The following is a 20,794-nucleotide window of genomic DNA, read 5'->3' as shown; positions in this document are numbered from 1 at the left end:
ACCGGGCTGTTTGTGTGGACAGGCGATTGATGAGGGGGGATGCGTAAATCCAGGGGCAGAACGCCGACCCGGGCTGATCGAGCCGCTAGCGCAGCTCGCCTGGAATTTTTGATGCCAGCTCTTCGACACACTCCAATACAGACCTGCCTGAAGTATCAATCGTAATTCTCGGGCTTGTCCAATCATGATACTCCCTGCTTTGAACATCCTGCCAGGTCGGCAGGCGCAGGCCAAAGACCGTTGGGGGGCGTGTCTCTACCCTGGTCCGGTGTTCCTGGCTATCGGAGCAGGTTATCTCAATATTGACATGGTGGGCGCCGGCGTCCAGAGCGACCCGCTCCCATTCAAGGCGTGTTAACAGAATGGGGTTGCATGAATCAGCGACAACGCTGACGCCCGAATTAAGTATGTCTGATGCAACCCGGTACGCTAAACGATAGCCTTCCCCCTGGATCTCAATCGAGCACAACTCTCTTAACGCCTGCTCAATGGTATCAACCCTCACGTAGGCGGCCTTGATGCGACCTGCCAGCAGTTTGGCAATCGAGGTCTTGCCGCATCCCGGCAGGCCGGAAAAAATATAGAGTGTGGTGTTGTTCAATACACTGCTCCTCTCTGGAGGTCCACGCACAGTACGTCAGCCCGGGTTGATTGAGGCGGCAGGGTGGCTCCGGCTGTGTTTATCGGCACAGGGCCTCCGCAGCCTCGTCAATGGACCGGAACCGGGTTCCGTACTCTCTGAGTCCACGCATCCCGCTTTCTGAATTCACAATTTTGTCGCCGTCGCGTAGAAAAACAGCATTGATATCATTACGGCTGTAAACAGTAACCCGATGTCTTGATGGCAGGCATTCAATATGGATCTCGGTCTCTTTTGGGTAGCGAGCATACTTGCCGGAAAGCTGCCGATTGTTTGTTATGTTTCGAGTTGTTCCTGTCTGCTGCGTCCAGCGCTGGCCAGGCTTTGAAACCCCCAGCAGTCTGCAGGCCTCCATATCTCCATTAGAGCAGCGTTTGAATAAATTGTCCGTGCTATCCATATAGCCCGGTTTTTTCAGCTGTCTGTTTTTTGATTTGTTCTGACTTGCAGGTGCTGGACTGCTTATGCTCTCTGCTTCCAGCTGCTGTCCCTGACAGGGTTGGTCAGAGAAAACCAGCACACCATCCTTGCTACACTTATACAATGTTTCTGCGAAAGCTAGAGCAGGAATAAGCTGAATCAACATCAACAGTAAGTTTAATCTTAAAAATACCATGGCCTTGCCCCTTTTTAAACGTTCACGTGATAACCGGCCGCAATGGCGGAATGGTGCTGTTTAAATAACCAGCCAACTGATAAACAGGATGCTGTTGACGTTGAACCATTAGTAATTACTGTGGTTTGTTTGCTCGTTGGCCAATAGCATAACCGGTTATCAGTAGCACATACGAAATAGCTGAAAGTATAATTATAAGCATCACTGGATATGTCAAATAAGACAAAGCAAAAGCAATTATAAATGAAATTGTTGCCATTATGTATGCCAGTTTCATGGTTTTTGTCTGAGCTATTCTGGAACATACAAAGCCTGCAAGTATCGACAAAAAACTGCCTAAAATGCTGCTGATTACGAAATGTGGTTTACTCAAGTATTCTGAGATTGATTTAATGTTGTTAACAGTTTCATGTGGTATGCCATTGATAATTGAATAAACTGAATAAGCAGAATAAATCATGCTTGATAATAACATTGAACCGCCTATATCTATTAGTAATCCAATAATCAGGCCCATAATTGGAGCTGAAACGCTGTTGCCGCTATATTCGTTTGAACTTTGCTCAGAGCTGGATGACGAGTTCATGTGACAGGTTCCTGATTTCCATGAGATAACCGGCTGGCGATGCCGGAGCAGTGCTGCCTGACTTGCCTGCCAACTGACGACTGAGGAACTGGTGGAATTCAGCACACAGTAAGCCAGTCCGAGTTGATTGAATTGTTAGATGTTGATCAGATATATTGGCTACCGTTTGTCTAATATTTCTTTTATCTCTTTGAGTTGTGTTTGAATAGCATCTGCAGTTACTCCATTTTTATAATTCATGATAACTAGTTTTACAGAGACAAGAAAAACACCAGTTTCCAATAAAAGATCATGTGTGAAACCCGTTGTGAAAAGAGCACTGATAAATAGAATAAGCGTAATGGCCATAACTACTAATGAAGCAGGGTCCTTCTTGTGGATGTATCTCATAAGATAGCCTCTAGCGTTCTCGAGATAGCCGGCTGGCGATGCCGGAGCGGTACTGCCTGACTAATTGGTAAATACGAGATAGCATGTTAATTTACTCAACGATGCTGTTGAAAGCGTAAAATTGTTTATGGCGCGTAGGCAACTTTGCTGAGCGCATTAGTATTTGCAGGCACATTGGACTGTGTCCAGGTGGTACCGCCATCGTGAGTAACAAATGCATAGCCGGACATCGGATAGGATTGTGTCGAACCAACAGTAACCGCGTGAGAGTTGTTGATAGCGTCAATACCGAGCAGGAACAGGTTGCTTACTCCCAAAGCATTTTGCTCAATCCAGTTTATACCGCGATCATGGGTCAGTATGATGTAGTTGAAGTCCAAAGCTGCCCACCAATTCTCAGTATCAAGCATAATCAGGTCATTGATGTCAGCATTGGCACCACCACCAGCCATAACTTTTGAACAGGATTCCCAGGTGGTGCCACCATCGGCTGTCGAGGCACAAGATCCTTGAGCACCATTGATGGTGACATGATTGACATCTGTTGCAGTAACACCAATGACACCGGCAGGGAAATCCACCTTTGCATTCGAGATCTGTTCCCAGGTTGTTCCACCATCCACTGTCCTGACAACAACACCTTTGGTGGAATTTGTTTCCCCTCCAACAGCGTAAATGACATTTTCATCAATAGCCTTAATGCCTTGCACTACACCCAGGTTGAAGCTGCTGAGGTCGTGTACCGTCCAGGTCTGGGCAGCATCGCTACTATGCAGCACCAGACCGCTAAAGGCACTTACCCAGAAGTGTCTGTTGCCAACCACGGAAATATCATAAAACTCATTTGATCCAACTGCACTTGGGATGGTGGTGATTTTTTCCCAACTGTTACCCTGATTGCTTGAATGAATGATTGTACTGTTTGTTCCAACCACCCAAATATTTTGTGCGTCTGGCACATACAGATTATTTGCGCCAAAATTTTGCATAACAGCTGCATTTTCACCTGAACGTGACCAGTTGTTACCCCCATCGGTACTCAGGAGGACAGTGGATGGACCACTGGGATTATTATGCCCAACAGCCCAGGCCACGTGTTGCGTGGTGTCACCTGACCCGCTACAGGAGATCATTAAACAAGAAAAAACAATAAAAACAAAAAGGTAGCTGATAACTTTCATGAAAGGTTCCTTTACATGTCAACGTGTCCTGGTGCACCGGTCTGGTACTGGGCGTGTTTTGAGGCTAACCGGCCAACTGACGATTGAGAAACAGGTGGAATTAAGCACACAGCTAGTCAGTCCAAGTTGATTGAGCCGTTAGAGCAAATTTTGATGAAATCATTTCTGTGCTCCTGTAAAAGTACTTATGTATTTCAAAAAGTCATAATATAGACCAGACTGAATTACCCTAAAACTGTAATCAAATGCTAAAAAATTACGACTGCGTGTTTCCATTGAGCCAACAAATATTCCATTCTTTTTAGCTGTAAGCATAAATATATAAAATTCATTGCTTTTAGTGACAGGGAGATTAATGTCTAAAAAAAGCTCTTTGGTTGACCCTCTTGCAACTACATCTCCATATGAAAATGGTTCGCATCTACCTTTGTAAATTTCATAAATATATTCTGCATCAGAAACAACTGGCTCCCATGCAATTTCAACTGGTGGCTTATGTATTTCGCCTTTTCCACAATTTTTCCTGCTAATTTTCTTTGCATTATCTATTGGACTTGTTATGTGAATCAGCTTTGTCATATTAATATCTAGTTTTTTAGGTTTGTCATTTTCTAAGTTTAATTGAACTCCTACTTTTAAATCACCTTGAAGTGTTCCTTGCAAATGTTTAGTCTGCCTAGATACAACTTTCATGTAATAATTACCAGGCGGCAAACCAAATATTTGATATATTCAGCCTTCATATACAACTTTCGGTGAAACAACTGTGTTCGCATTGTTGTTACGAAACCAAAAATCGATATGGTCCAATTTAGTTAATACCTGCCCATCAAACAACACCATTCCTTCTACATTCGGAGTTTCCGCAAACGAAAAAGATTTTGAAAAACACAACCATACAATAACAGCACAAAATATAAATATTTTTACGTGTTTCAAGATGTTTGCTCCATTATAAATTTGTATATTGCTCTAACGTTCACGAGATAACCGGCTGGCGATGCCGGAGTGGTGCTGTCAGACTAACCTGCTAACTGACGACTGAGAAGCTGGTGAAATTCAGCGCACAGTAAGCCAGTCCGAGTTGATTGAGCCGTTAGGTAAAGCAGGCGTTGCAAAGTTATACCTCCTAAGGCTCTGGCAACGACCTGTTAGTAATGTCTTTAAACCAAAGGTTTGAAAGATGATTTTCAAAATTTTCTGTTGCGAGTGAATATGAATCTACGCGTACTAAGGCCTTAAATGCATTTTCAAGCTCCTGAGGTGATGCATACTCGAGAACTTTCTGAGCTTTTCGGCTATGAATCATGCATAAATGATAAATATTTCTCATGTCCCATACATGGAGAAATGCACTACGGCATTTGGTGCATTTGAAATAGGTTGCATAATGCTGGTTTAAGCTCCTTACGGTAGAAAGCTTGTTGCCGCATGCTTGGCAAAACATTTCTTTCATCATGACTTTACCTAACGTTTACGAGATAACCGGCTGGCGGAGCCGGAGCGATGCTGCCTGAGTTACCAACCAACTGACGACTGAGAACTGGTGCAATTCAACACACAGTAAGCCAGTCCGAGTTGATTGAGCCGTTAGAAGTAACGACGAACTGACCCAAGTTGGCGTTTACCTTGTGTTGCCACAAACCGCCCACCGGGGCCGGAAATACTGACTTGCTAGACCTTGCCGACTTGCCGAAACAGCTTACCAAACAACCACTGAATTTTAACTTGCTGCGAAAAGCCCGCCAGCCCAGATGTAATGCGGCCTAGCTGGCCGAAGCGTTTTTGACTTTAGGTGCCACGAAGGACGCTGCTACAAAAAGCTTCTAACGTTTATTAGACACCATAAATTTTTGATAAAAAACGTAAAACTGTCGGTTTGTGCGGCGTGACTTTTCTCAATTAGCTGTTATTATTTACCTAACATAAATAAAAAACGTCCTAAATATAGAGGGGAAAACGTCATGCAGAACCAGCCTGCTAAGCCCAAGTTGCTCGATCAGTTGCGTGATCGTATCAGGTTGAAACATTACAGCCGCCGGACTGAGGATGTGTACCTTGATTGGGCAAAACGTTACATACTGTACCACAAGAAAAGGCATCCGCAAGAGATGGGCAAGCGGGAAGTTGAAGAGTTTCTAACCTACCTGGCAACAGAGCGGAATGTGGCGGCGGCTACTCAAAATCAGGCAAAGGCGGCTTTGCAGTTTCTGTACAAGGAGGTGCTTGAAATTCAGTTACCCTGGCTGGATGAGGTGGAGCAGGCCAAGAAGCCGAAGCGGTTGCCGGTGGTGCTGACTGAGAAGGAGGTGCAGGCGTTGCTGGCCCAGATGCCGCAGGCCTATGCCATGCTTGCCCGGCTTATGTATGGAACCGGCATGCGGCTGCTGGAGATATTTCGTCTGCGGGTGCAGGATATTGATTTTGAACGGTGCGAGGTGCTGATTAGGGAAGGAAAGGGGGCCAAGGATCGGGTGACGATGCTGCCGCAGTCGTTGAGGGTGTCGTTGCAGGAGCATTTGAAGCAGGTAAGAAGGCTGCATGAGCAGGATCTTTTGAAGGGGCACGGTGAGGTCTGGATGTCGGATAGTCTGGCCCGTAAGTATCCCAATGCCGGGCGGGAGTGGATCTGGCAGTATGTCTTTCCGTCTGCGCGGTTGTCGGTTGACCCCCGTTCCGGTGTGACCAGGCGGCATCATCTGGATGAAAAAGGGCTGCAGCGGGCAATCAAGCAGGCCGCAGCGGATGCCGGGTTGACCAAGAACGTAACGCCCCACACCCTACGTCATTCCTTTGCCACCCATTTGCTGCAGGCCGGTTACGATATCCGAACGGTGCAGGAGTTGCTGGGACATAAGGATGTGCAGACGACCATGATCTATACCCATGTGTTGAATAAGGGCGGGATGGGGGTGTTGTCGCCGCTGGACCGGCTTGCCTAGCAGGTATTGGAACGTTCCGGGAAAGAAACAAAAAAGCCCTTGATGCTCAAGGGCTTTTGGATTGCATCGGATGATGCTGATTGTTGTGTGGTACCAGAGGCCGGACTCGAACCGGCATGAGGTTGCCCTCGGCAGATTTTGAGTCTGCTGTGTCTACCATTTCACCACTCTGGCAAAGTCTTGAGACTATACCTAATCAATCCGGTGCGCGTCAAGAGGCTTTATGCCAATTTCAACTCAAGATGTTCTCTCGGTTGGTTCGTCTCCGCCTCCTCAACCTGCTGTCTGTACGCCTTCTGTGCCTCAATCCCCGCTACCGGGACAGCATGCTTGGTCTGGAACCGGATTATATGTCGGGGGTTGGGGTGCGTGGCTGCCCTTTGTCTGCTTTGTTGATGATGGCGGCGATCTGGTTGGCAAATGCCATGGTCAGTTTCAGGTCATCATGACTGAAGGCGCCGGCGTTTTTGTTGATCGCCTGCAGGACACCGATTACTGCTCCGTTGACCCGTAGCGGCACGGCAATCATGTCGCGGGTGGTAAATCCCAGTTCCTGGTCGGTAAACTTGAAGAAGCGTTCATCGGACTGGACATCCTGTACTATGATCGGCAGGTCATTCTGGGCAACCCACCCGGCAATTCCCTGGCCTTTGGGCACACGGAAGAACGGCAAAAGTTCTTCTCTGCCGCCGGTGACTACTTCAAAGTCAAGGTGGCCGGTAAATTCGTCGAGCAGCAGCAGGCTGCCGGCTTCAGCGCCGGTCAGGCGGCAGACGGATTTTACGGCGTGGTCCATAATGACGGAACGCTCGTGGGATGAGTTGACCAGGGCTGCCATTTCCATCATGGCCTTTAGTTTTTCATGGGTGATGTCGTCGTTTGCTTGCTGGGGCATGGTGTCTTCTCCAGGAAAAATGTGCCGTGGGGCTGTGCTGTGCGTGACCTGTCCGGCAGCAGCAGAATGGTGTTACCGGTTGGTTGTTGTCACGTGCCTGCAATGATCGGCCATGCAATACGTTGCGACAGTTGTTGGCCCTAAGCTGTCGGAGCAGTTGGTCTGGTGATGCCGGGTGTTGCCCGACGAGCGTTTTTAGTATATTCAAACAAGATAGTTGTTGCAGAGGACTAAACGGGTCTTACAAGTTCCACTTATAGCATATTTTTTTACATTCGCAAGTGAAGGACAGGGTTGAGAGATTATGAATACTCCGGAGAAAACGACTACCGCACAACTTCAGGCCTGGGACAAGCAGTATGTCTGGCACCCCTTTACCCAGATGCAGGACTGGCTGGCTGATGACCCGATTGTGATCGTGGCGGGGGAAGGGAGCTGGCTGATCGATTCGGATGGCAACCGTTATCTGGACGGTGTCGCCTCCCTGTGGACCAACGTGCATGGCCATAGCCATCCTGCCCTGAACAAGGCACTGGCTGATCAGGCAGCGCGTCTTGAACACTCGACATTACTGGGGCTGGCAAATGAGCAGTCAATCCTGCTGGCAAAGCGGTTGATTGAGATCGCTCCGGCCGGATTGAGCAAGGTCTTTTATTCCGATAACGGTTCTACGGCGGTGGAGGTGGGGCTGAAGATGGCCTATCAGTACCACTGCCATCAAGGGGAGCCGCAGCGCAGCAGGTTTCTGCGGCTGCAGCATGCCTACCATGGCGATACCATCGGTTCCATGAGTGTGGGCGGGATTTCGATCTACCATGACACCTTCAAGCCGCTGCTGTTTTCAACCATTGAGGCCCCGGCGCCCTATTGCTACCGGTGTCCCATGGGGCAGAGCGATCCGGCAGCCTGCGGCATGGCCTGCCTGGGGGCGCTGGAGCAGTTGATGCGCGAGCACAGGGAGCAACTGGCCGGGATGCTGATGGAACCGCTGCTGCAGGGGGCGGGCGGGATGCTGGTGCATCCCGCCGGATATCTTAAGGGGGTGCGGGAGCTGTGTGACCGCTACGGCGTGCTGCTGATCACCGATGAGGTGGCCACCGGCTTCGGGCGTACCGGCAGCATGTTTGCCTGTCAGCAGGAGGGGGTAGCACCGGATATCATGGCGATCTCAAAGGGGCTCTGTGCCGGGTACCTGCCGCTGGCAGCCACCCTGGCAACCGAGGAGATCTACCAGGCCTTCCTGGGGAATTATGCTGAGTTAAAGACGTTCTTTCACGGGCATACCTTTACCGGCAATCCGCTGGCCTGTGCCGTTGCCCTGCGCAGCCTGGAGCTGTTTGAGGAAACCGCTCTGCTGGAGTCGGTCGGGCAACGCAGTAAACAGTTGACGGCCTTGCTGCAACAGCTGGAGGATCACCCCCATGTGGGTAATCTGCGTCAGTGCGGCCTGGCAGCAGGAATTGAGCTGGTGCAGGACAAGGCGACGAAGGCAGCCTACCCGTGGGAGGAGAAACGTGGTGTGAAGGTTTGTCTGGAGGCCCGCAGGCATGGGGTCTTTTCCCGTCCGCTGGGCAATACGGTGGTGGTGTTCCCGCCGCTGGCGATTACGGCAGATGAGCTGGCATTTCTTCTGGATGGGCTGCAAAAGGCGATCAGGGCGGTAACGGATTAGTCCTGAGCAGGCGGTTCAGCTGGCGGATCAGTCTCTGTCGCTTCATCAGGGGCTTGGGCAGCCTCTGCCTCTGCGGCCTCTTGCTCAGCCGCCTCCTGTCTGAGCCGTTCCTGGCGCTCCTGTTCGTCCTTTTCAAGCCAGGCCTTTTCAAGCTCGCTGGCCGGGATTTCAAGGCTGCTGAGGCTGAGCCTGCGCAATCCGCCGTCACGGCTGTTCTCGATCAGGCTGATCGGGCCGGACAACTCGGCTGAAAACTCTTCAACCGCGTCCCCCAGATAAATGGTGACCCCTTCATGCACCCGGTCCTTGATATTGATCTTTGGGTTTGAGCCGGCTGGACGGTGGGAGCGGACATCAAGGATGACCCGGGCAAGCTGCTGCTTCTTTTCAGTCAGGGAACTCTGCTCCTGCAGGTCTTTGGTCTTGGCGATCTGCTGCTGCAGGGCCTCAAGCTGTTCGAGCAGGATATGCAGCCGGTCAAGGTCGTGGTAGTCAACGCCGCTATGGATGGTGGTCTTGACCGCAGACGGTGCTCCCAGCTTCTTGGCCTCAAGACCTGCCAGGGTGACGCAGTCTCCACCTGCCAGCAGGCCGGTGCTGAGGCTGCCGCGGCAATGGACGCTGCAGTTGCGCAGCTCAACATCAACCTGCATGTTGCCCCAGCATTCAACGGTGCTGTCATGGATGAAATGGGCGGTAATGGCGCCGCCGCAGAGGATGCTGCCTTTACCCTGACCATCCATGCCGCAAAATTCAATGTTGCCATGGGATACCAGGCGGCAGGCACCCACGTTGCCGGTGATCTTCAGCCCTTTGCTGGCGCTGACCTGAAAACCGTCCAGCACATCACCGCGCACCTCGACAAAGCCGTTAAAGCGGATATTGCCGACGCTGAAGCCAACATCGCCATCCACCACGTATTCTTCAACCACATGGACGGTCTCACCGTCCTGTTTGACCCGTCCGTGGATTTCGGCAATCAGGATATCGTTCTGCTCGCCTCCCGAACGGACGTTCTGGCCCAGTTTCAGCAGCAGCGCCTTGCCTGATTCTGCCGGGACCGGTTTGCCACGTACGGTCCTGCCGGTGATACCGCTGGTGGGGGGCAGTATCCGTCCGATTTCCTGGTCAGGGTCCACGTTGATGAACTGCTGAACCGCCCTGAAGTCAATCTGGCGTTTTTCAGGGTCGTCATCAGCTGCGGTCTCGGCGGGTGGCTGATCAGCGGGGGCAAAGCTGAAGGCCAGCCTGCCGTCTTCCCCGCGCAACGGCTGGATGCCGGCTGCCAGCAACCCGTTGGCGCTTGTGCCGGGACGCGCTTCACACAGCAGCTGCTGCACAGCCTCGTCGTCAATGCCGGTGGTAATACCGTTTGCAGCCAGATAGCCCTGCAACTCATCGGCACTGGGCGGAGAGCCGTCAGCCTTGACCTCGAGGTGAGCACGGCATTCCATCTCATCCTGAGAGAGACTCAAGATCAGTTGGTAGCCGGTCTGGGCGTGGTAAAAACGTTGTCCGTCCGGCTTGCTTTCCTGTGTCTGGGTCGGTTGCTCGCTCATGGTCGCTCCCTGTAATCAGTTTTAGCTTAGCATAAATTACCCTTGGGTAAAGTATAAATCATTGCAGCAGCTTGGATGAGTGTGCCATAGTACGGGCACTAACCTGACGCAGGCGGAATCCATGGGCATGAGTGAATTGACACGAATTCTTATCATTGATGACGACGAGCCGGGGCGGCAGGTGATGGAGCTGCTGCTGAAGAAGGCCGGATTTGCACCGCTTTCCGCCGAGAACGGCGCGCAGGGGGTGGCGCTGGTGCATGAGGGGCGGGCCGACCTGGTGCTGGTCGATCTGTTCCTGCCTGACAAAAACGGCATTGAGATTTTAAGGGAGATCCGGCAGGTTGCCCCGGAGCTGGAGGTGGTGGTGATTACCGGCCATGCCTCTGCCGAGACCGCCGTGCAGGCTATGAAGGAAGGGGCCTTTGACTACATAACCAAGCCGGTCAATTTTGAAGAGCTGAAGATCGTGATTGCCAAGGCCTGTGAAAAGCAGCGCCTGCTGTCGGAAAACGTCTACCTGCGTAAACAGTTGCAGGAGCGTTTTCAGTTCAGCAGCATCATCGGCGGCTCTGCTGCCATGCAGCGCCTGTTTGAACGGATGCAGCGGATCGTCAAGACGGATTCAACGGTGCTGATATTCGGTGAGTCCGGCACCGGTAAAGAACTGGTTGCCAAGGCGTTACACCACAATGGCCGTCGCAAGGGGCATGCCTTTGTGGCGGTCAACTGTGGCGCCATCCCGGAAAGCCTGCTGGAAAGCGAGCTGTTCGGCCATGCCAAGGGGGCCTTTACCGGAGCGGTGCGGGACAAGATCGGCAAGTTTGAGGCGGCCAACCATGGCACCATCTTCCTGGATGAGATCGGTACCATGCCGATGCACCTGCAATCCAAGCTGTTGCGGGTACTGCAGGAACAGGAGGTGGAGCGGGTCGGCTCCACCAAGCCGATCAAGCTGGACGTGCGGGTGATCTCCGCCACCAATGCCGACCTTGAAGACCAGGTGCGGCAGGGCAGTTTCCGTGAAGACCTGTTCTATCGCCTGAATGTCATTCCGCTGCAGTTGCCGCCCCTGCGTGAACGGCGTGAAGACCTGCTGCCGCTGGTCAGCCATTTTCTGGACAAGTTCTGCCACCTGATGGGACGGCCTTTGATGAGCCTCAACAAGCCGGCCCTCGATGCGCTGGAGCGCTACCGTTGGCCCGGTAACGTGCGCGAGCTTGAAAACGTGGTGGAACGGCTGGTGGCATTGACCGAGCAGGACAGCATCGGGCCCGATGACCTGCCGGTTGAGATTACCGAGGCATCCGAACGCCCCAAAGGGGTCTGCCTTGATCTGTCGCCGGAAGGGATTGATATGCCGGCTGCCATTGAAGAGCTTGAACGCAAGATGATCAGTAAGGCGTTGCAGATGTCCAATGGGGTAAAGGCCAGGGCCGCTGCCCTGCTGGGGCTGAACCGTACAACCCTGGTTGAAAAGATGAAGCGGTTAGAAATTAACTGAGGAGCGCTGCCCCCTGATCCTGAAGGTGGCCTTGAAGGTGGCGGCCTTGATCCCCTCCTCGGTCATGATCTCCGTCATCCCCTCAATATTCCGGTCCTCCTGATCCGTCACCCTGGCCTCGGCCCGCACACGCCCCCAACGTACCGGGGCATGAAACTCCAGTCCCAGCTTGATGGTCACAAAATCAGTCCCTTCGGGCAGCAGACTCTTGATTGCCATGGCCAGGGCGGTGTCTGCCAGCGCGACCACCGCCCCGCCATGCATCAGCCCCTTGCCCTGGCAGAGCGCTGCCTTGAACGGCATACTCAGCACCGCCTTGCCGTTTTTGGCCTCGTGGATGGTCATGCCAAGGAACTCCTCAAACGGTGCTGTAGCGATCCATTCCGGCAGCTGAAACGGCAGTTCTTCGTCTTGGTTAACCGGAAGATCATATATGTTTTCAAACATGGTAACTCCTCAATCCTTTCATCCTTCAACCTTCACTCTTCGCACTTGTTTTTCTACCCCCAGATCCCGGCCAGCGGTTTTCCGCAGCTGGCGCAGGCACCATCCCGCAGGTTCAGCTGTGTGAGCGTATAGCCGCGGCGTCCGATCAGTACTGCTCCGCAGGCGGTGCAGATGGTCTGTTCCCGGCCATTGGTCACGTTTCCTTCGTAGATGTACTTCAGGCCGGCCCGGACACCGGCCTCAACTGCCCGCTCCAGCGAGCTGAGCGGGGTGGGAGGGTGGTCCGGCATCCGATAACAGGGGAAAAAGCGCGAGACATGCCAGGGGGTGTCCGGCCCCAACTCATCGGCAATGAACCGGGCAATGCCGTTCAGTTGTTCCATGTCATCATTTTCTCCCGGTATCACCAGGGTGGTGATCTCAATCCAGATGCCGCGTCTGCGGTAGTCCCTGATGCAGTCCAGTACCTCGCTCAGCTGTGCACCGCAGACACGCTGGTAAAAGCCGCTGCTGAACCCCTTCAGGTCGATATTGGCGGCATGCAGCACCGGTGCGATCATCCCCAGGGCCTCTGAGCTGATGTAGCCGTTGGTGACAAAGATGTTGTAGAGGCCGGCTTCCGCTGCCAGCCGTGCGGTTGCCAGGGCGTGTTCGAACCAGACCGTCGGTTCGGTGTAGGTGTAGGCAATCGAACGGCACCCGCTGGCCATTGCACGACGCACCAGTTCAGCCGGCGGAAGCGGGCGGCCCGGCATCTGGCCGCTTCCCTGGTCATCATACTTGGCAATATCGGCATTCTGGCAATGCAGGCAGCGGAAATTGCAGCCCACAGAGGCAACGGAATAACAGTGCGAACCGGGCAGGACATGGAAAAGCGGTTTTTTCTCAATTGGATCGCTATGTTCTGCCACAATCAGGCCCGAAACCAGTGAGTACAGTTGCCCGCCCCGGTTTTCACGCACCCGGCAGATGCCGCGACCGCCATCAACAATCGTGCAGTGGTGCCGGCAAAGGTGGCACTGAACAGTAGTGCGCTCCTGTGTTTCAAAACAGAGTGCATTTTCCATAAAAATACTCCCAGTGCTTGCGAGAATACTGTTTACTGGTATATCTATACCCGATAGTCAGCTGAATGCAAACCGGTTGACAAGTACATCTGTTGGAGCGACCTATGCGCAGACGAAGCACCCTGCAGATATCGCTGGTCCTGATTGGCGGCATGCTGGCCCTTGGCGGTTGCGGTAAAAAGGAGGAGCGGCACGTCTATAAAAACAAGCAGGACTGCCTGGATGACTGGGGCAACGATCCCAAAAACTGTGAGGAGATGAAGCAGGGGGATCGTAACTACAGCCACGGCTATTTCTACGGCCCCCGTTTTAGCATGGGGCGTACCTACCCCGGTCAGGGCAGCCGTTCCATCCGGACGGTTTCAGTCTCACGGGGCGGTTTTGGCAGCCTTTCCTCCTTCCACTCCTCTTTCGGAGGCTAGCCGGATGCAACGGATCAGCCGTCCGCCCCGCATAAACTGGCAGCAGAGTGTTGAGTCCCAGGGGATGGCGTACCATACCATTGATGACGAGCCGTATTGGGATGAGACGGCCTGTTACCGTTTTGACGGCGCCGAGATCGATCTGCTGGAAGATGCCACCAATGAGCTGCAGGAACGCTGCATTGAGGCTGCCCAGCATGTCATCGACAAAGACCTGTTCGATAAGCTGCAGATCCCGCCCCATGCGGTTCCGCTAATCGTTGATTCCTGGGAAAGGGATGAGCCTTCGCTCTATGGCCGCTTTGACCTGGCCTACGATGGCCATACACCGCCCAAACTGCTGGAATACAATGCCGATACTCCCACCTCTCTGCTGGAAGCCAGCGTGATCCAATGGTTCTGGCTGAAGGATCTCTACCCCGATGCCGACCAGTTCAACTCGATCCATGAACGGCTGATAGAGGCCTGGAAAGGGATGCGGATCGGGTCAACGGTGCACTTCTCCTGTGTGGCTGATGCGCCGGAGGATTTTGGCAATCTGGAATACCTGCGGGATACGGCCATCCAGGCCGGACTGACCACGTCCCAGCTGTTTATGAACGATATCGGTTTTGAAGAGGTGGCAGGGCGTTTTGTTGACCTGGAGGACCGGCCGATTGATCTCATGTTCAAGCTGTATCCCTGGGAGTGGCTGGTAAATGAGTATTTCGGCCGTAAACTGGCAACAGCCCGGATGCGCTTGATTGAACCGGCCTGGAAGATGCTGTTGTCCAACAAGGGGCTGCTGGCAATCATGTGGGAGCTGTTTGAAGGGCATGAAAACCTGCTGCGGGCCGGTTTTGAGGCCGGACCGTTCAGGGATAATTATGTCACCAAACCGCTGCTTTCCCGTGAGGGTGAAAACGTGACCGTACATCGTAACGGTCAGGTGCATGAGGTTGAGGGCAGCTATGGCGGCAAGGCGCCGGTGTACCAGCAGCTGGCGCAGATCCCCTGTTTTGACGGCAACTATCCGGTGATCGGCTCCTGGATTGTGGCCGGTGAATCTGCCGGGATCGGCATCCGTGAGGACCGGCAACTGGTCACCACCAATGCCAGCAGGTTTGTACCCCACTATTTTAACTGATCTTTCAGTATCAGACTTAACGGAGGTTAGTCATGAACGAACTGCAGCTGGATTCCTTTCAAGGCCTGATTGATTTTGGCAAGTACTTTGTTGCAGCGCTCTGTTTTCTGCTGGTGTTCTGCACCATCTACTGCAAGGTGACCCCGTACGACGAGCTGAAGCTGGTGCGGGAAGGCAAAACCGCCCCTGCCATCAGTTTCGGCGGTGCCTTCATCGGTTTTGTGCTGCCGCTGCACAGTGCCATCACCCACAGTGTCGGTTTTCTGGATATGCTGATCTGGGCCCTGGTGGCCATGGTGGTGCAGATACTGGTTTTCTCCATTGTGCGGGTCATTTTCAAGGACCTAGTCAAGCAGATTGAGGATAACCAGGTTGCTGCCGCCACACTGCTGGCCTTCTTCTCGGCTGCCATCGGCCTGTTGAATGCCGCCAGCATGACCTACTAGAGCGTATGTACGATCATCGCTCCATAGAGATCCTGACCGGCCTGAGCGCTGAGCAGCGTGCGGCACTTGGCGAACTGTATGCCCGGCTTGATGAAGAGTTGCGGGTGGAGGTGCATCGCCGGCAGCGTGAGCTGTTCAAGGAGTGGCTTGCCCTGGGCAGGGTGGCCCCCAGCCGGGGCGGCGAGGCCGGCTATGCTGCCTTTCTGGCGGTCTTGAAACAGATCTGGATAGAGCAGGCACCACAGGTGACGCAGCCGGTCCGTGAGCACAAGCCGTACAAAAAACGGCTGCGGGCCGCACTTGAAAAACGCTATCTGACCGAGCTGATTCGTTTGCGTGAGCAGGAGGGGCTGTCATGGCGACAGTTGTCGGATCACTTTAAGAAAGAGTTTAGGAAAACCGTTTCGCATACCTACCTGAAGCGGATCTATGAGGAGCATCAGGCAGAGCAGAAAGGGCTTTAACCCCCTTCATTCCCCCCTTGTCAGGGGGGATGCTACCCTACCTCGGCGTACTCCCGCACCCTGAACTTTACCCCCAGCCCTTCAGCTACTCTGCGGCAGGCCTCAATGTCTATGCCGGGGATCGTGACCGCGGTTGCGGTCACATCAGGGATATAGCGGGGCGCCTCCCGCAGGAAATCGCAGACCCCCTGCCAGCCTGCTTCACCAAAGGGGGTGTTGCAGAGCCTGCCGTAGGTTGCGGCGTCAGGCGCGTTGAGACTGATCGAGATGCTGTCAACCAGCCCGGCCAGTTCAGGCAGGATGTTCCGTCCATGGGCCAGGTTGGCCTGACCGTCGCTGTTGATCCTGACCGGGTAGCCCCGTTGTTTCAGGGCCTGTGCCACCTGTTTGACCAGATCCAGCCGCAGCAGTGATTCCCCAAAACCGCAGAACACCACCTCATGAATATCCTCTGGCTGGCCGATGGCAGCCATCACTTCTTCAAAGCCCGGCTCGTGGTCCAGCAACAGGTTGTGTCCCTTAACGGTAAACTCGTCAAACTTGGCACAGAAGGTACACTGGTTTGAACAGCGGTTGGTGATGTTCAGGTAGAGCGAGTTGCGGATACGGTAGGCGATCTTGGTTGATTCATCCCAGAGCGGGATACCGAACAGGCGACCGGCATTCATGGTGGTAATCCGGCCGACATCCTCGACAGTCAGGCCGCGCAACTCGGCCACCTTTTCAGCGGTGATACGGGTGTAGGCCGGTTCATTGCGCTTGCCGCGGTGGGGCACCGGCGAAAGATAGGGACAGTCAGTCTCCAGCAGGAAACGCTCCAAGGGGACGTTACGCACCACTTCCCGCAACTGCTCATTGGAGGGGTAGGTGATGGTGCCGGGGATGGAGAGGTGCAGGCCCTGCTCAAGGCACTGTCGGGCAAAGGCCAGATCGCCGGAAAAACAGTGCATCACCCCACGGGTAACGCCAGCCTCCTTGATCATGGCCAGGGTTTCGGCATGGGCGTCACGGTCATGGATCACTACCGGTTTATCAAGCCTTTTTGCCATCTGCAGAAAACGTCTGAAGACCCGTTCCTGATCCTCACGGGGGGAACGGTTGCGATAGAAATCAAGGCCGATCTCGCCGATGGCAACGCATTTGGGGCTGGTCCGTGCCAGTTCTTCCAGCGCCATGACGGCGGCCTCATCAACCCCGGCAGCATCATGGGGGTGAATGCCCACCGTGCAGAAGAGGGCGGGGTGGCCGGCAGCGATCTCAACCGCCTGGCGGCTGGTGACCGGATCTGCCCCAACCACGATCATCCCTTTGACCCCGGCAGCCTCGGCCCGTTCAAACACCTGCGCCAGATCGTGCTGGAAGTCATCGTAATAAATATGGCAGTGGCTATCAATAAGGGTTGGCATAGTAGCTTATTTCCTGGTTTTAGGCCTGATTCCCCGCTTTTTCAAGGCGCGATCGATCTCTCTCACGTCAAAGCCGTCTACGATTATCTTGCCATTGTCAAAAACAATCAGTGGGACAATATCGCCATGAAAATGATCATGCCATTCCTGGTACCAGCGATGTTCCTGCTGGATATCCCGCGCTTCATAGGAAATTCCATGTGTGGCGAAATAACTTTCCGCCTTGGCACAGAAGCCTCAGCCATCGGCAACAAAGATGACGACCCGTTTGCTTGAAGGGTAAAGGAGTTGGTGGGCTTTGGGCTGAACCGCCTCTGCCTGATGGGGGCAGAAGGCGGCTATGGCCAGTATGAACAGAAGGTACAGAATGAAGTTTCTCATGGCGGGCAACATCACCAAATCAGGCTTCTAAGACAGGTTCCAGAGCAGCATTTCAAGAATGTCTTTGGGGCTCTTGCCCACCTCGGTCACGACAGTGGGTTCAAAGCCGCAGTGCATCATGCACTGGGCACAGCGGGGGTCTTTGCCCACCCCATAACTGTCCCAATCGACCTGCTCCATCATCTCTTTGAAGGTGGGGTAGTGACCGTCGGTGATCAGGTAGCAAGGGGCCTTCCAGCCCTGGGGGTTGCGGGTCGGGTTGCCCCAGGGGGTGCATTGCAGTTTTTTCTCCCCCTTCAGGAAACGCAGGTACATCGGGGTAGACCAGAAGCGGTGCTTCTTGCTCATCTCGTAGACCTGCCGGAACTTCTTCTCAATTTCCAGGCGCACCAGGAACTGCTTTTCCTCTTCAACCGCTTCATAGCTGAAGCCGGGTGCCACCAGGATACCGTCAACCCCGAGCTCTTCCAGTTGCTGGAACAGCATCTCAATCTCCACCAGATCGGTGTCGGTGAAGATGGTAGTGTTGGTACAGACCCGGAAACCCTTTGCCTTGGCTGCCTTGATGGCAGCCATGCCGGTCTTGAAGCAGCCTTTACGCTCCAGGATACGGTCATGGGTCTGCTCCAGGCCGTCCATATGCACGTTGAAGGTCAGGTTGGGGTGGGGCTGCATCTTTTTGATGGACTCTTCCATCAGCACGGCATTGGTGCAGAACATGATGTGGCGGCCACGGTCCAGGATCCCCTGTACCAGCTCATAGATATGGGGGTACAGGAACGGCTCGCCGCCGGTGATGGTGACCACCGGTGCCGGGCACTCATCCACCGACTTCAGGCAGTCCTCCAGCGACATCATGTCGTTGATGGTGTTGGCATACTCCCGGATACGTCCACAGCCGGAGCAGGTCAGGTTGCAGAGGTGGGTCGGTTCCAGCATCAATACCAGCGGGTACTTTTCAACCTTGTTGAGGTTGTTTTTGATGATGTACTTGGTCAAATCGTAATTCAAACGCCAGGGGAAACGCATGTAATCCTCGTGTGGCAGTGACACTTTTCCGCGATTTCTTCGTTGTTTTGCGGAACCGCTTGTGCGGCGTACATTTTCAGCACGCCTCCGCGCAGTTCCTTAAACATCTTGAACTCATTGAAAAATTGACACTGCTGTTGTTGTGGTTAGTGATGGAAAAATGCTGCTGCAGCCGTTGCTATGCCTTCGGCATCAATCCCCACATCCTTGCGGAGTTGTGCCTGGGTTCCTTGTTCAATGTACTGGTCCGGGATGCCGAGCCGCTTGACCCTGACCTGTGCCATGCCGTTGTCCTGCAGCAGTTCCAGTACGGCGCTGCCAAAACCGCCCTGCAGGACGTTTTCTTCAACCGTCACAATCCTGCCGGTTGTCCTGGCCTGAGCAAGGATCAGATCGGCATCCAGCGGCTTGATGAAACGGGCATTCACCACACTCGCGCTGATCCCCTGCTCTGCAAGCTGCTCAGCGGCCTTGACCGCGGGCATCACCGTTGAACCGATGGCGACAATGGTCAGGTCAGTGCCTTCCCGCAGCAGTTCCCCTTTGCCGATCGGCAGGCATTCCAGTTTCTTGTCCAGGGGGACGCCGTAGCCGGCACCGCGGGGGTAGCGCAGGGCCACCGGGGCTTTCAGCTCCAGTGCGGTCTTCAGCATGTGACGCAGCTCGTTTTCATCCTTGGGGGCCATAAAGGTCAGGCCGGGCAGATGCCGCATGAAGGAGAGATCAAACACGCCATGGTGGGTCGGGCCGTCATCACCCACCAGACCGCCGCGGTCCATGGCGATCACCACCGGCAGGTTCTGCAGACAGACATCATGGAAGACCTGATCATAGGCCCGTTGCATGAAGGATGAATAGATGGCGGTGACCGGTTTGAAACCGTCAGCGGCCAGTCCGGCGGCAAAGCAGACGCCATGCTGCTCGGCAATGCCCACGTCGAAGAAGCGCTCCGGCAGGGCTTCGCTGAAGAAGTTCAGGCCGGTACCGTCCGGCATGGCGGCGGTGATGGCCACTATCTTGGGATCCTCCTTGGCCAGATCGACCAGGGTGCGTCCAAAGACCTCGGTGTAGGAGAGGGTGGATGACTTGGCCGGCGCCTTGCCGGTTGAGAGATCAAAGGCCCCCACACCGTGGAATTTATCCGGTGTCTCTTCGGCCGGACGGTAGCCTTTGCCCTTGGTGGTCATGACATGCAGCAGCAGCGGGCCGTCAAATTCACGGGCATTGTTGAAGACCTCAATCAGGCCGGGCAGGTCATGGCCGTCAATCGGGCCGATGTAGTCAAACCCCAGGGCCTCAAACAGCGCGCCGGGTGTCAGAAATCCCTTGAGCGAGTTTTCAGCCCGGCGGGCAAACTTGAGGATATCCTTGCCAAAGGCCGGGATGCTGGTCAGCAGCTCCTTCATCTCCTTCTTCAGCTCACGGAAGTGGCGGGTGGTCATCTTGCGGGAGACAAAGGCGGAAAAGGCGCCGACGTTTTTAGAGATGGACATCTCGTTGTCGTTCAGCACCACAATCAGGTTTTTCTTGAGATGACCGGCCTGGTTCAGGCCTTCAAAGGCGATCCCGCCGGTCAGGGAACCATCACCGATGACAGCGATCACATTATTCTTCTTCTGATCCAGGTTGTCGGCAACCGCCATGCCCAGGGCAGCCGAGATGGAGGTGGAGGCGTGCCCCACTCCAAAGGCGTCATGCTCTGATTCGCACCGTTTGGGGAAGCCGGATATCCCTTTGTACTGGCGTTGGGTGGCAAAGCGATCCCGACGGCCGGTCAGCAGCTTGTGGGTGTAGGCCTGATGGCCAACGTCCCAGACGATCTTGTCCTGCGGGGTGGTAAAGCAGTAGTGCAGGGCCAGGGACAGCTCGACGGCACCAAGGTTTGACCCCAGGTGACCCCCGGTTTCCGACACGGTGGAGAGCAGAAAAGAGCGGATCTCTTCAGCCAGATCCGGGAGTTGCTCCGGTGTCAGTTTTTTCAGGTCAGCAGGGTTCTGTATGGTTTCAAGTAACATAGCGGT

The 20,794-nt window shown here is 54.0% G+C and carries 21 protein-coding genes and 1 tRNA gene; 7 read left to right on the top strand and 15 right to left on the bottom strand.

Annotated elements, in window-relative coordinates; all coding sequences use genetic code 11:
* Positions 1–85 precede the first annotated feature (85 nt).
* From FY034_RS10260 to FY034_RS10235, 6 genes are all read right to left on the bottom strand, one after another.
* A complete protein-coding gene (locus FY034_RS10260) occupies positions 86–601 on the bottom strand; it encodes an AAA family ATPase (RefSeq protein WP_265550191.1) in 516 nt (171 codons plus the stop codon).
* 79 nt (positions 602–680) lie between these two features.
* On the bottom strand, positions 681–1,256 hold the full coding sequence (locus FY034_RS10255; RefSeq protein ID WP_265550189.1) for a DUF4124 domain-containing protein: 576 nt from the start codon (positions 1,254–1,256) through the stop codon (positions 681–683).
* 115 nt (positions 1,257–1,371) lie between these two features.
* Positions 1,372–1,842, bottom strand: a complete 471-nt coding sequence (locus tag FY034_RS10250) for a hypothetical protein (RefSeq protein WP_265550187.1) — start codon at positions 1,840–1,842, stop codon at positions 1,372–1,374.
* 159 nt (positions 1,843–2,001) lie between these two features.
* Positions 2,002–2,232 carry a hypothetical protein gene (locus tag FY034_RS10245; RefSeq protein WP_265550185.1) on the bottom strand — a complete coding sequence of 77 codons (231 nt, stop codon included), beginning with the start codon at positions 2,230–2,232 and terminating at the stop codon, positions 2,002–2,004.
* Positions 2,233–2,357: 125 nt separating this feature from the next.
* Complete coding sequence (locus FY034_RS10240) at positions 2,358–3,413, bottom strand: WD40/YVTN/BNR-like repeat-containing protein (protein WP_265550183.1); 1,056 nt, start codon at positions 3,411–3,413, stop codon at positions 2,358–2,360.
* A gap of 159 nt (positions 3,414–3,572) precedes the next feature.
* A complete protein-coding gene (locus FY034_RS10235; RefSeq protein WP_265550181.1) occupies positions 3,573–4,106 on the bottom strand; it encodes a hypothetical protein in 534 nt (177 codons plus the stop codon).
* Between the two features lie 1,271 nt (positions 4,107–5,377).
* Here FY034_RS10235 and FY034_RS10230 point away from each other — a divergent pair.
* On the top strand, positions 5,378–6,355 hold the full coding sequence (locus FY034_RS10230) for an integron integrase (RefSeq protein WP_265550178.1): 978 nt from the start codon (positions 5,378–5,380) through the stop codon (positions 6,353–6,355).
* A gap of 88 nt (positions 6,356–6,443) precedes the next feature.
* Here FY034_RS10230 and FY034_RS10225 read toward each other — a convergent pair.
* Both FY034_RS10225 and FY034_RS10220 read right to left on the bottom strand, forming a co-directional pair.
* Positions 6,444–6,529, bottom strand: a tRNA-Leu gene (locus tag FY034_RS10225).
* 172 nt (positions 6,530–6,701) lie between these two features.
* The gene (locus tag FY034_RS10220; RefSeq protein ID WP_265550175.1) at positions 6,702–7,250 is read right to left on the bottom strand and encodes a GAF domain-containing protein; all 549 of its coding nucleotides are present in this window, start codon (positions 7,248–7,250) and stop codon (positions 6,702–6,704) included.
* A 304-nt stretch (positions 7,251–7,554) separates the two neighbouring features.
* Here FY034_RS10220 and bioA point away from each other — a divergent pair, with 304 nt between their 5' ends.
* The gene (gene bioA / locus FY034_RS10215; protein WP_265550173.1) at positions 7,555–8,922 is read left to right on the top strand and encodes an adenosylmethionine--8-amino-7-oxononanoate transaminase; all 1,368 of its coding nucleotides are present in this window, start codon (positions 7,555–7,557) and stop codon (positions 8,920–8,922) included.
* On the opposite strand, the gene FY034_RS10210 is transcribed toward bioA, so the two are convergent.
* Positions 8,919–10,481, bottom strand: coding sequence for a FapA family protein (locus tag FY034_RS10210; protein ID WP_265550171.1), 1,563 nt, complete (start codon positions 10,479–10,481; stop codon positions 8,919–8,921). The two genes, bioA and FY034_RS10210, sit on opposite strands and share 4 nt — an antisense overlap.
* A gap of 127 nt (positions 10,482–10,608) precedes the next feature.
* Between FY034_RS10210 and FY034_RS10205 the strand changes: the two genes are divergently transcribed.
* Positions 10,609–11,985 carry a sigma-54-dependent transcriptional regulator gene (locus tag FY034_RS10205; protein ID WP_265550169.1) on the top strand — a complete coding sequence of 459 codons (1,377 nt, stop codon included), beginning with the start codon at positions 10,609–10,611 and terminating at the stop codon, positions 11,983–11,985.
* Here the strand turns inward: FY034_RS10205 and FY034_RS10200 are convergent.
* Both FY034_RS10200 and amrS read right to left on the bottom strand, forming a co-directional pair.
* A complete protein-coding gene (locus FY034_RS10200; protein WP_265550167.1) occupies positions 11,971–12,432 on the bottom strand; it encodes a PaaI family thioesterase in 462 nt (153 codons plus the stop codon). The two genes, FY034_RS10205 and FY034_RS10200, sit on opposite strands and share 15 nt — an antisense overlap.
* A gap of 53 nt (positions 12,433–12,485) precedes the next feature.
* Complete coding sequence (gene amrS, locus FY034_RS10195) at positions 12,486–13,499, bottom strand: AmmeMemoRadiSam system radical SAM enzyme (RefSeq protein ID WP_265550164.1); 1,014 nt, start codon at positions 13,497–13,499, stop codon at positions 12,486–12,488.
* A gap of 104 nt (positions 13,500–13,603) precedes the next feature.
* On the opposite strand from amrS, the gene FY034_RS10190 reads away from it, so the two are divergent.
* From FY034_RS10190 to FY034_RS10175, 4 genes are read left to right on the top strand one after another with little or no spacing between them, the layout of a single operon-like run.
* Positions 13,604–13,921: a hypothetical protein gene (locus tag FY034_RS10190; protein ID WP_265550161.1), complete on the top strand. Its 318-nt coding sequence runs from the start codon at positions 13,604–13,606 to the stop codon at positions 13,919–13,921.
* Between the two features lie 4 nt (positions 13,922–13,925).
* A complete protein-coding gene (locus tag FY034_RS10185; RefSeq protein ID WP_265550159.1) occupies positions 13,926–15,047 on the top strand; it encodes a glutathionylspermidine synthase family protein in 1,122 nt (373 codons plus the stop codon).
* A gap of 32 nt (positions 15,048–15,079) precedes the next feature.
* Positions 15,080–15,493, top strand: a complete 414-nt coding sequence (locus FY034_RS10180; RefSeq protein WP_265550157.1) for a DUF350 domain-containing protein — start codon at positions 15,080–15,082, stop codon at positions 15,491–15,493.
* Between the two features lie 5 nt (positions 15,494–15,498).
* Positions 15,499–15,957, top strand: coding sequence for a hypothetical protein (locus FY034_RS10175; RefSeq protein WP_265550156.1), 459 nt, complete (start codon positions 15,499–15,501; stop codon positions 15,955–15,957).
* Positions 15,958–15,989: 32 nt separating this feature from the next.
* Here the strand turns inward: FY034_RS10175 and FY034_RS10170 are convergent, their stop codons facing one another.
* From FY034_RS10170 to dxs, 4 genes are all read right to left on the bottom strand, one after another.
* On the bottom strand, positions 15,990–17,363 hold the full coding sequence (locus FY034_RS10170; protein ID WP_265550154.1) for a TatD family hydrolase: 1,374 nt from the start codon (positions 17,361–17,363) through the stop codon (positions 15,990–15,992).
* A 6-nt stretch (positions 17,364–17,369) separates the two neighbouring features.
* The gene (locus tag FY034_RS19050) at positions 17,370–17,558 is read right to left on the bottom strand and encodes a hypothetical protein (protein ID WP_416222784.1); all 189 of its coding nucleotides are present in this window, start codon (positions 17,556–17,558) and stop codon (positions 17,370–17,372) included.
* Positions 17,559–17,771: 213 nt separating this feature from the next.
* The gene (gene hpnH, locus FY034_RS10160) at positions 17,772–18,773 is read right to left on the bottom strand and encodes an adenosyl-hopene transferase HpnH (protein WP_265550150.1); all 1,002 of its coding nucleotides are present in this window, start codon (positions 18,771–18,773) and stop codon (positions 17,772–17,774) included.
* 146 nt (positions 18,774–18,919) lie between these two features.
* Complete coding sequence (gene dxs, locus FY034_RS10155) at positions 18,920–20,788, bottom strand: 1-deoxy-D-xylulose-5-phosphate synthase (RefSeq protein WP_265550148.1); 1,869 nt, start codon at positions 20,786–20,788, stop codon at positions 18,920–18,922.
* Positions 20,789–20,794: the final 6 nt, after the last annotated feature.

It is taken from the genome of Trichlorobacter lovleyi (assembly GCF_015239775.1).
Classification (GTDB): domain Bacteria; phylum Desulfobacterota; class Desulfuromonadia; order Geobacterales; family Pseudopelobacteraceae; genus Trichlorobacter; species Trichlorobacter lovleyi_B.
The sequence above is the reverse complement of the archived record's forward strand: the minus strand, read 5'-3'. Positions and strand labels throughout refer to the sequence as shown.